Origin of the sequence: Enterobacter sp. CGMCC 5087, from assembly GCF_003144775.1 — a bacterium.
Classification (GTDB): domain Bacteria; phylum Pseudomonadota; class Gammaproteobacteria; order Enterobacterales; family Enterobacteriaceae; genus Enterobacter; species Enterobacter cloacae_M.
In genome coordinates, this window is record NZ_QFXN01000275.1 from 1 (window position 1) to 10,073 (window position 10,073).

The window sequence follows — 10,073 nt, forward strand, 5'->3', positions numbered from 1 at the left end:
ATTACCCGCCCAGTAGCTTTCTTGCGCTTTTTTCAGCTCGCGACGCAGGCCGACGCGAGGGAAACCGAGAGTGTGATTGCGGATTGTCATGTTTTTCTTCCTCTAATTAATTGTAAATCCTTTGGATTTTGAATTTAGGGAAGGCGGCAAGTTTGCTCATCCCCGGGAGCTTACATGAGTAAGTGACCGGGGTGAGTAAACGCAGCCAACGCACCATAAATTTAAAAGACGAAGGATTTTAGCCGTCCAGATGTTTACACATCCATAATTGGCAGTTACTGTATATTCCTCAAGCGCAAAATGTTCATGGCGAAGTGAAGGACTTTCATGATCGAGATTAAACACCTGAAAACGCTACAAGCGTTGCGGAACTGCGGTTCGCTCGCGGCGGCTGCGGCCACGCTGCACCAGACCCAGTCTGCCCTTTCTCACCAGTTCAGCGATCTGGAACAACGCCTCGGCTTCCGTCTTTTTGTGCGTAAGAGCCAGCCGCTACGCTTTACGCCGCAGGGTGAAATTCTTCTTCAGCTGGCGAATCAGGTCCTGCCGCAAATCGCGAGCGCGCTGCAGGCGTGTAACGAACCGCAGCAGACCAAACTGCGCATCGCCATTGAGTGCCACAGCTGTATTCAGTGGCTGACCCCCGCGCTTGAGAACTTCCGTCAGAAGTGGCCGCAGGTGGAGATGGACTTTAAATCCGGCGTGACGTTCGACCCGCAGCCCTCGCTGCAGCAGGGCGAGCTGGATCTGGTCATGACCTCTGACATCCTGCCGCGCAGCGGCCTGCACTATTCGCCGATGTTTGATTATGAAGTGCGCCTCGTGCTGGCGCCGGACCACCCGCTGGCCGCCAAAACGCGCATCACGCCGGAAGACCTGGCGACAGAAACGCTGCTGATTTACCCGGTCCAGCGTAGTCGTCTGGATATCTGGCGCCACTTCCTGCAGCCGGCAGGCATTAGCCCGCAGCTGAAAAGCGTGGATAACACCCTGCTGCTGATTCAGATGGTGGCGGCGAGAATGGGTATCGCGGCGCTGCCGCACTGGGTGGTGGAGAGTTTTGAACGCCAGGGTCTGGTGCAGACCAAAACCCTGGGTGAAGGACTGTGGAGCCGACTGTACGCCGCCGTGCGCGATGGCGAGCAGCGTCAGCCGATTACGGAGGCGTTTATTCGCTCAGCGCGGAACCACGCGTGCGACCATCTTCCGTTTGTGCGGAGCGCGGAGCGACCCATTGGCGATGGACCCACAGCGAAGCCAGGATCACCGCTCCCCCAATAAGGAAGCTCGGCCAGTGCGGCTGTTGCTGCCAGATGGCGAGGTTGACCAGCAGCCCTGCCGGGACATGCACGTTGTTCATGATCCCCAGCGTACCGGCGTCTACCTGCGTAGCGCCGTAGTTCCACATGAAGTATCCCAACCCTGACGCCACTACGCCCAGCCAGACAAGAACGCCCCACTGCACGGCGGTGGTCGGCAGCTTTTGCGGATTACCGAGCATAAACCACGCCGCCACCGCGACAATCGCGGCGCCCATATAAAACCAAGCAAACGCGTTATGCTGCGGCATCGGACGGGTTTCCATCAGGCGTTTGTAGCCCACCATGCCGATGGCAAAACTGATGTTGGCGAGCTGGACGAACATCAGCCCGGTCCAGAAGTGATCGCTGACTTTGTCATAGCGAATAATCGCCGCGCCGATCACCGCCAGCGCGGCGCTAAGCAGATATCCCCAGCGCAGACGACGTCTGCTGAGCAGGTCGTAAATCAGCGTGATATAGAGCGGCGTCAGCACGGTAAAGAGCAGGAACTCGGAGACAGACAGGTAGACGTAGGCCCGGAAGCTAAACAGATACATGATGCCGAGCTGCATCGCCCCCACCAGCATGTACAGCACAATCGTTTTCAGCGATTGCCCGCGCGTGCGCAGAAACGGCAGGAACACCAGCGCCGCCAGCCCCACGCGCATCAGCACCGAGAAGTAGCTGTCGACCGAACCGGCAAGGTATTCGCCAATCAGGCTAAAGGAGAAGGCCCACAGGATAGTGGTGATAATGAGTAGCGCCACAATGCTTGTCTCTCAGAAAGAAGGAGAGGCATTGTAGCGAACTCTTTAGTTGACAACTGAGCAATAAACAACCGAATGAAGATTATTCAAGGAACAGTTTACGCAGATACTTCGGTACCGCGTTGTCAGCGTTAGAACCAATCACTTCCAGCTCAGGGTGCAGATCCTTCAGACGCTGGTGCGCGTTCTGCATGATGCAGCCCTTGCCCGCCATCGAAAGCATCTCGGCGTCGTTCATGCCGTCACCGAAGGCGATACAGTCTTTCAGCCCGAAGCCCAGACGTTTCGCAACCGCTTCCAGCGCGTGACCTTTGGAGACGCCACCCGCCATTACTTCCAGACAGGTCAGGGTTGAGAAGCTCACGTTGACGCGATCGCCCCAGCGGGCGTTGATCGCCTGTTCCAGCGGGAGCAGCTCTTCGTGGCTGTCACAGGTGAAGAACACCTTGCTGATCCCTTCCGGCTCCAGCAGGCCTGGTTCGTAAAGGGAGTAATTGAATACCGCTTCCTTGAAGAAACGCATTTCATCCGGACGGTGGCGGTTCATAAACCAGTCGTCGTCGCGGTAAACGTTTGTGACGATAGCCGGGTTGTTATGCACCACGCCGAACAGATCGGCGGCAATATCGCGATCCAGATTGTGGGTAAAGATCAGATTGCCGTCGGTATCATGCACGCGCGCACCGTTGGAGGTGATCATGTACGATTTGATCTCAAGATTATCGCGGATCTGCCCTACGTCCACGTGGTGGCGGCCGGTGGCGAACACAAAGTTCACGCCACGGGCAGTCAGGAGTTTTAAGGTCTCTTTCGCGTAAGGCGACAGGGTGTGGTCGGGGGAAAGCAGCGTGCCATCTAAATCAGATGCAACAACCTGGTACATAGGGATTTCAACCTCTGGTGGAAAACAAGAATCAATTATGCCTGTTGAAAAATTCAACAATGGCGTTAAGCGCGACTGAGCGCATAGCGTCCTTTTCAAAAAGGATCTCATGGAACGCGCCGCTAATGACCAGCGGTTTACCCCCTTCACAAGGGTGACCAGCTGCAGCGCGCAGTTCACAATAGCGGTCATGCATGCGGTTATCCACCACACGCTCTTCTTCCGCCTGGATCAGAAGCGTCGGTGTGTCATCATCGCCTACGCCCGCCAGCACCTGCTCACCGGCCAAAATCCCCTCCCGCACCCAGTGCCAGGTCGGGCCGCCGACGCGCAAGCGCGGTTCATCAGCATAAAAGCGCAGGTTGCGGCGATAACGCTGCCGGCTGTGGGTTAAGACGTTGATGGCGAACGGCAGCGCGCGCCAGCGTCCTGTGCCAATGGCGTAACCTTCACGAATGCGCTGATGGCCCTCAGCCCAGTCAAGAAGATGGCGCACCATCCAGTCAGGAAAACGGATAACGATACCGTACATCGGCGCGGTCAGCGCAATGGCATCGCACTGGTGTTCATAACGCTGCAAAAACAGCGTCGATATCGCGCCCCCCATGGAGTGCGCAAGGATGTATCGCTTACGCCAGGGACCGGGCTGAACGTCCTGCTGCCAGAACGCGGCAAAATCGTCGACGTAATCGCTGAAGCGATCGACGTGCCCACGGTGCGTGTCCGGAAGCATACGTCCGGACAGCCCCTGCCCACGGTGGTCGATAATCAGGACATCGAACCCCATATGGACCAGGTCGTAGGCCAGCTCAGCGTATTTAACGTAGCTTTCAATACGCCCAGGGCAGACCACAATCACCCGGTCATTTTTTTCATTTCGGAAACGAACGAAACGCACCGGGACGCCCCCGACGCCCGTGAACTCATCTTCCTCACGCTGCCGCCAGAAATCGGTCAGCGGCCCCATAGAGAAAGCAGCAAAAGCGTTTTCTCGTGTTTCCCAGTCCTTTTTCTGCTGAAACATTGGGTTTCCACTCACGTAATCCAGGGAATATCGTTTTTTTCGTCACCGGTCACAAAATGACTCAATAATAGCGTATTGTGGCATAAAAATAGACGGTTCGGGAGTTTCAAATGACCTTCGAATGGTGGTTCGCCTACCTGCTGACATCCATTATCCTCAGCCTTTCTCCGGGCTCGGGGGCTATTAACACCATGACCACCTCCATCAATCACGGCTATCGCGGTGCGGCGGCGTCGATTGCCGGTTTGCAGACCGGGCTGGGCATTCATATTGTGCTGGTCGGGATCGGTCTGGGGACCCTGTTCTCCCGCTCCGTGCTGGCCTTTGAGGTGCTGAAATGGGCCGGGGCAGCGTATCTGATTTGGCTCGGCATCCAGCAGTGGCGCGCGGCAGGCTCCATTAACCTGAATACGCTGGCTCTGACGCAAAACCGCGGCCATCTGTTTAAGCGTGCGGTATTCGTCAACCTGACCAACCCGAAGAGCATCGTTTTCCTCGCCGCGCTGTTCCCGCAGTTTATCGTTCCGCATCAGCCGCAGGTGATGCAGTACGTGGTGCTGGGCGCGACCACCATTATCGTCGATATCATCGTGATGATTGGTTACGCAACGCTGGCGCAGCGAATTGCGGCGTGGATTAAAGGGCCTAAGCAGATGAAGGCCCTGAATAAAGTCTTTGGCTCGCTGTTTATGCTGGTTGGCGCGCTGCTTGCGTCAGCGCGTCACGCTTAGCGAGAAATGATGAGATGAATGCCGAAGCCGGCGAACAGCGCGCCGGCGAAGCCGTCAATCCACTTCGCGATACGCTGATAGCCGCGGCGCATCGCCGGTAAGGCAAACAGGCTGGCCACGATGGTAAACCAGGCAAAGGTTTCAACGACGATCAGCAGGAAGATTCCCCAGCGTGCGCCCGCGCCGACGCTATCGCCGACAAACAGCGAGAACACCGAGCCGAAATAGATAATGGCTTTCGGGTTCGCCAGATTGGTCAGCAGCCCTTTTACAAAGCTGCGGCCGCCCGTTGCCAGCTCCACCTTTGGCTCTTCCGTTTTTTTCTCTTCTTTCTTCAGCGCCCCGCGCAGCATCTGGTAGCCCATCCAGCACAGGTACAGCCCGCCGCCGACCATGATGATGTTATGCAGCCAGGCCATCTTCGCCAGGATAAGGTTCAGACCGAGCAGCGCAACGGCCGCCCAGACCATAACGCCCATGGTGATACCGAGCACGCCCATCATCGCCTCTTTGCGCGAGCGGCTGACGGCCGTTTGTGATACGAAGAAAAAGTCCGGGCCGGGGCTCATCAGCGCAACGATGTGCACTAACGCCACGGTGAGAAATAGCATTAACATAATTAGCTCGCGGGGAAATAATTTAGTGAGTCATCATCCTGGCACTTTTTCGCCCGGCTGACTACTCCTCATCATCACCATCGGCGTGAGAGCGGATGAGTGCCATAAACTCTTTACCGAAGCGCTCCAGCTTGCGTGTTCCCACGCCGTTGACGCTGAGCATTTCGCTGGCGCTGAGCGGCATCTGCTCGGCCATCTCGATCAGCGTCGCGTCGTTGAACACCACGTAAGGCGGGATATTTTCTTCGTCGGCGATGGCTTTACGCAGCTTGCGCAGTTTGGCGAACAGCTTGCGGTCGTAGTTGCCGCCGTAGGATTTCTGCATCACGCGTGGCTTCAGGGCGATGACGCGCGGCACGGCGAGCTTGAGCTCAACGTCACCGCGCAGGACCGGACGCGCCGCCTCGGTCAGCTGCAGGGCGGAGTGCTGGGCAATGTTCTGCGTGGCGAAGCCAAGGTGGATCAGTTGGCGAATAATACTCACCCAGTGTTCGTGGCTCTGCTCCTTGCCAATGCCGTAGACCGGCAGCTTGTCGTGGCCCATATCGCGGATACGCTGGTTATTGGCGCCGCGCAGCACCTCCACCACGTAGCCCATCCCGAAGCGTTGATTCACACGATAAATGGTCGAGAGCGCCTTACGCGCGTCCATCAGGCCATCGTACTGCTTTGGCGGATCGAGGCAGATATCGCAGTTGCCGCACGGCTCCTGGCGCCCTTCACCAAAGTAGTTGAGCAGCACCAGACGACGGCAGGTTTGCGCTTCGGCAAACGCGCCCATCGCGTTGAGCTTGTGGCGCTCGATATCCTGCAGCTGTCCCTGCGGCTTCTCTTCCAGACAGCGGCGCAGCCACGCCATATCGGCCGGATCGTAAAACAGCATCGCTTCCGCAGGCAGACCGTCACGCCCGGCGCGGCCGGTTTCCTGATAGTAGGATTCGATATTGCGCGGGATGTCGAAATGCACCACAAAGCGCACGTTCGGCTTGTTGATGCCCATCCCGAACGCCACGGTCGCGACGACGATCTGCAGGTCGTCACGCTGGAATTTCTCCTGCACGTCGGCGCGGATGTGGTTCTCTAACCCGGCGTGATAGGCGGCGGCGCTAAAGCCGCGGTTTTGCAGACGCGCGGCGGTGTCTTCCACCTTCGCACGGCTGTTGCAGTAGATGATGCCGGACTTGCCGCGCTGCTCCTGGACGTAGCGCAGGAGCTGATCCAGCGGCTTGAACTTTTCCATCAGCATATAGCGGATGTTGGGGCGATCGAAGCTGCTGACCTGAATATAGGGGTCGTTCAGCCCGAGCAGGCGAACGATATCCAGCCTCGTGGTGTCATCCGCCGTGGCGGTAAGCGCCATAAACGGCAGCTCGGGGAAGCGCTGACGCAGCTGGCCGAGGGCGGCGTATTCCGGGCGGAAATCGTGCCCCCACTGGGAAATACAGTGCGCTTCATCTACCGCCAGCAGGACCGGATTCCAGTGCGCGAGATGATCGAGGAAGTTATCCAGCATCAGGCGTTCCGGGGCGATATACAGCAGGCGGATCTGCCCGGTGCGACACCCGGCCATAACCTCTTGCTGCTGCTCCCGGGTTTGGGTCGAGTTGAGACAGGCCGCCGCCACGCCGTTGGCAAGCAGCTGGTCAACCTGGTCTTTCATCAGGGAAATGAGCGGGGATACCACGACCGTCAGGCCGTTAAGCACCAGCGCGGGCACCTGATAACAGAGGGACTTACCGCCGCCGGTCGGCATTACCACCAGGCAATCACGACCTTCCAGCACCGTTTCAATGATGGTTTCCTGGCCAGGGCGGAACTGCTGGTAGCCGAAGGTTTCATGCAAAACCTGTTTAGCCAGCGACTCCTGATTCAATACTTCCGCCTGCGCCACGTTAACCCCATATGCCAGAAATGAAACAGGCGCTATTTTCAGCGCCTGAGAGAGAAACTTCAACGTTTAACGCAAAAACATTCGAACAGCCTAGAGAATATCGTTCAACATCACGCCCACGCCGACGCGGGTCTGGTTGAAGTTGTAATCAATAAGCGACTCGCCGTAACCGCTGTATACCTGAGTATAGATGCGGACATGCTTCGTCATTGGATAGCTTAAGCCCACTTCCGCACCGCCGTAGCCGGTGTTCCAGTTGTACTGGCCTTTGGCGCTGAGCACGGCATCACCCAACTGATAGCCGACTTTGAGCTGGTAGTAGCCCATATATTTGGTGATATCCGGGTTATCATCGGTTTCGCCCACCACATACCACGGCTTCACTTCCACCATCCAGTTACCGTTCTGCGCCATCAGGCGCGTATAGGCACGGTTCCAGCTACGGGATGTCGGGTCAGAACGACCGTTGGAATCATGGTTAAAGCCCACTTCGACGTCACGCAGCGTCCAGCCCGCAAACTCATAATCCGTTGCAAAACCGAGGAACAGCTGCGGCTCATAGTTGGTTTCACGGAACGGCGAGGACTCTCCGCTGTTAGATAGCTGCCACCAGGATTTCTGGGTGTAAGACGCCCCGAGCACCGAGTTCGATCCCAGAATACCGCGCCAGAACGGGAACGCGAGGCTGAGCTGGAACTTCACCTCATCTTTACGCGCATTATCAGACCAGTTATAGGAGCTTATCGCCTCTTTGTTGAGATCGCTGGTCTGGGTGTAAATCACGTAGTTGGTATCATACGGATAGAGCGTGAACGGATTGTCATGCTCCTGAAGAAGGTTCGCGATAATGCTACCGTGAACGGCAGGTTTATCATGCACCTCTTTGATCGTCGCTTCCTGCGCATATGCTGTGAGGGGCAGCGCAACCGCCGCCAGTAACCAGGCCAGATACGTCCGCATCGGTGGTGTTCTCCTGCAAAAGAGTAAAATTAGCTGAATAGTTATGTGGCGAACATTCTACAGACTTCTGCGACAACTGCTGCATCCTCGTTTCTGAAAGTGGAATTCCTTGTTGCCGAGGCATAAAATCAACATTTCGTTAACAATAAGGATGTGATGCCTCATGTCAGCCATGCTTACCGCCGAAGAAGTGTTAAAACTCGTGGGCGAGATTTTTGTTTACCATATGCCGTTTAACCGCGCGCTGGGACTGGAGCTGGAACGTTACGAGAAAGACTTTGCCCAGCTAAGCTTCAACAACCAGCCGATGATGGTAGGAAACTGGGCGCAAAGTATTTTGCACGGCGGCGTGATTGCCTCCGCGCTGGACGTGGCGGCAGGACTGGTCTGCGTGGGCAGTACGCTGACCCGCCATGACACCATTAATGAAGACGAGCTTCGCCAGCGTCTGTCCCGAATGGGGACCATTGATTTGCGCGTCGACTATCTTCGCCCGGGGCGCGGAAATCGCTTTACCTGTACCAGCAGCCTGCTGCGCGCGGGAAATAAAGTTGCCGTGGCGCGCGTTGAATTACACAACGAAGAACAGGTGTATATCGCCAGCGCAACCGCCACTTATATGGTGGGTTGAGGCGGCAAAATCGGGTAAAATTAATTCACTTTTTTGTAACGGATTTTCCCGATGGATGCTAAACAGACGCGGCAGGGCGTTTTACTCGCCCTTGCCGCTTATTTTATTTGGGGTATCGCCCCGGCGTATTTCAAGCTTATCGCCTACGTTCCGGCCGATGAGATCCTGACTCACCGCGTTATCTGGTCATTCTTCTTTATGATTGCGCTGATGAGCCTCAGCCGTCAGTGGTCGGGCGTCAAAACGCTGCTGCAAACCCCGAAAAAGATTTTCCTGCTGGCGCTCTCAGCGGTGCTGATTGGCGGCAACTGGCTGCTGTTTATCTGGGCGGTGAATAATCATCACATGCTCGAAGCGAGCCTGGGGTACTTCATTAACCCGCTGGTGAATATCGTGCTGGGGATGATTTTCCTCGGTGAGCGCTTCCGCCGGATGCAGTGGGTGGCGGTGATTCTGGCCTTCTGCGGCGTACTGGTGCAGCTCTGGACCTTCGGCTCGCTGCCGATTATTGCCCTCGGCCTGGCGTTCAGCTTTGCGTTCTACGGCCTGGTGCGTAAGAAAATTGCGGTGGAAGCGCAGACGGGGATGCTGTTTGAAACCCTGTGGCTGCTGCCCGTGGCGGCGATTTATCTCTTCGGCATCGCCGACAGCGCCACCAGCCATATGGGCAGCAACCCGTGGTCGCTGAACCTGATGCTGATGGCAGCGGGCGTGGTGACCACCATTCCACTGCTGTGCTTCACCGGTGCAGCGACGCGCCTGCGTCTCTCCACGCTGGGCTTCTTCCAGTACATTGGCCCGACGCTGATGTTCCTGCTGGCGGTGGTGTTTTACGGCGAGGTGCCGGGGGCGGATAAGATGGTAACGTTCGCCTTTATCTGGGTGGCGCTGGCGATTTTCGTTGCCGATGCGATTTATACCCAGCGCAGGGTGCGCAAAGGGCTGTGATGTTGCCCTCACCCTAACCCTCTCCCACAGGGAGAGGGAATTCGATCGTAAGGCGGGTAAGCGCAGCGCCACCCGCCAGATTTTTACAGCCAGTTCCGGCGCTTAAAGTACAGATACGGCGCCAGCCCCGCGAGGATCATAAAGATAATCGCCCCCGGGTAACCAAAGCTCCATTTCAGCTCCGGCATAAACTCAAAGTTCATCCCGTAGCTGGACGCCACCAGCGTCGGCGGCAGGAACACCACGGACACTACCGAGAAGATCTTGATGATACGGTTCTGCTCGATGTTGATAAAGCCCATCGCCGCCTGCATCAGGAA

General features: G+C 56.8%; 12 protein-coding genes. 4 read left to right on the forward strand and 8 right to left on the reverse strand.

Features of this window, described 5'->3' with window-relative positions; genetic code table 11:
• The coding region (locus DEO48_RS27430; protein WP_146198328.1) for a hypothetical protein at positions 1-90 on the reverse strand (90 nt) is incomplete at its 3' end.
• Between the two features lie 237 nt (positions 91-327).
• On the opposite strand from DEO48_RS27430, the gene metR reads away from it, so the two are divergent.
• Positions 328-1,281, forward strand: coding sequence for an HTH-type transcriptional regulator MetR (gene metR / locus DEO48_RS23725; RefSeq protein WP_023309616.1), 954 nt, complete (start codon positions 328-330; stop codon positions 1,279-1,281).
• On the opposite strand, the gene DEO48_RS23730 is transcribed toward metR, so the two are convergent.
• From DEO48_RS23730 to pldB, 3 genes are all read right to left on the reverse strand, one after another.
• Positions 1,169-2,068: a carboxylate/amino acid/amine transporter gene (locus DEO48_RS23730; RefSeq protein ID WP_109846478.1), complete on the reverse strand. Its 900-nt coding sequence runs from the start codon at positions 2,066-2,068 to the stop codon at positions 1,169-1,171. The genes metR and DEO48_RS23730 overlap by 113 nt on opposite strands.
• Before the next feature lie 82 nt (positions 2,069-2,150).
• Complete coding sequence (gene yigL, locus DEO48_RS23735; protein WP_029741831.1) at positions 2,151-2,951, reverse strand: sugar/pyridoxal phosphate phosphatase YigL; 801 nt, start codon at positions 2,949-2,951, stop codon at positions 2,151-2,153.
• A gap of 31 nt (positions 2,952-2,982) precedes the next feature.
• Positions 2,983-3,975, reverse strand: coding sequence for a lysophospholipase L2 (gene pldB / locus DEO48_RS23740; protein ID WP_109846479.1), 993 nt, complete (start codon positions 3,973-3,975; stop codon positions 2,983-2,985).
• A 110-nt stretch (positions 3,976-4,085) separates the two neighbouring features.
• On the opposite strand from pldB, the gene rhtB reads away from it, so the two are divergent.
• Positions 4,086-4,706, forward strand: a complete 621-nt coding sequence (gene rhtB / locus DEO48_RS23745; RefSeq protein WP_045357175.1) for a homoserine/homoserine lactone efflux protein — start codon at positions 4,086-4,088, stop codon at positions 4,704-4,706.
• Here rhtB and rhtC read toward each other — a convergent pair.
• The 3 genes from rhtC to pldA form a co-directional block, all read right to left on the reverse strand.
• The gene (gene rhtC, locus DEO48_RS23750; protein ID WP_109846480.1) at positions 4,703-5,323 is read right to left on the reverse strand and encodes a threonine export protein RhtC; all 621 of its coding nucleotides are present in this window, start codon (positions 5,321-5,323) and stop codon (positions 4,703-4,705) included. The two genes, rhtB and rhtC, sit on opposite strands and share 4 nt — an antisense overlap.
• A 61-nt stretch (positions 5,324-5,384) precedes the next feature.
• On the reverse strand, positions 5,385-7,214 hold the full coding sequence (recQ, locus tag DEO48_RS23755) for an ATP-dependent DNA helicase RecQ (protein WP_029741834.1): 1,830 nt from the start codon (positions 7,212-7,214) through the stop codon (positions 5,385-5,387).
• A gap of 90 nt (positions 7,215-7,304) precedes the next feature.
• The gene (gene pldA, locus DEO48_RS23760; protein WP_109846481.1) at positions 7,305-8,174 is read right to left on the reverse strand and encodes a phospholipase A; all 870 of its coding nucleotides are present in this window, start codon (positions 8,172-8,174) and stop codon (positions 7,305-7,307) included.
• Between the two features lie 163 nt (positions 8,175-8,337).
• On the opposite strand from pldA, the gene yigI reads away from it, so the two are divergent.
• Positions 8,338-8,805, forward strand: coding sequence for an acyl-CoA thioesterase YigI (yigI, locus tag DEO48_RS23765; protein WP_028018184.1), 468 nt, complete (start codon positions 8,338-8,340; stop codon positions 8,803-8,805).
• A gap of 51 nt (positions 8,806-8,856) precedes the next feature.
• A complete protein-coding gene (rarD, locus tag DEO48_RS23770) occupies positions 8,857-9,753 on the forward strand; it encodes an EamA family transporter RarD (RefSeq protein WP_023309622.1) in 897 nt (298 codons plus the stop codon).
• 83 nt (positions 9,754-9,836) lie between these two features.
• On the opposite strand, the gene DEO48_RS23775 is transcribed toward rarD, so the two are convergent.
• On the reverse strand, positions 9,837-10,073 hold a 237-nt coding region (locus DEO48_RS23775; RefSeq protein WP_309136847.1), incomplete at its 5' end, for a CorA family divalent cation transporter.

Excerpts from the sequence above, each read along its gene's own strand:
- metR (WP_023309616.1), top strand. The coding sequence starts at position 328 with ATGATCGAGATTAAACACCTGAAAACGCTACAAGCGTTGCGGAACTGC.
- yigL (WP_029741831.1), bottom strand. The coding sequence starts at position 2,951 with ATGTACCAGGTTGTTGCATCTGATTTAGATGGCACGCTGCTTTCCCCC.
- pldB (WP_109846479.1), bottom strand. The coding sequence starts at position 3,975 with ATGTTTCAGCAGAAAAAGGACTGGGAAACACGAGAAAACGCTTTTGCT.
- rhtB (WP_045357175.1), top strand. The coding sequence starts at position 4,086 with ATGACCTTCGAATGGTGGTTCGCCTACCTGCTGACATCCATTATCCTC.
- rhtC (WP_109846480.1), bottom strand. The coding sequence starts at position 5,323 with ATGTTAATGCTATTTCTCACCGTGGCGTTAGTGCACATCGTTGCGCTG.
- pldA (WP_109846481.1), bottom strand. The coding sequence starts at position 8,174 with ATGCGGACGTATCTGGCCTGGTTACTGGCGGCGGTTGCGCTGCCCCTC.
- yigI (WP_028018184.1), top strand. The coding sequence starts at position 8,338 with ATGTCAGCCATGCTTACCGCCGAAGAAGTGTTAAAACTCGTGGGCGAG.
- rarD (WP_023309622.1), top strand. The coding sequence starts at position 8,857 with ATGGATGCTAAACAGACGCGGCAGGGCGTTTTACTCGCCCTTGCCGCT.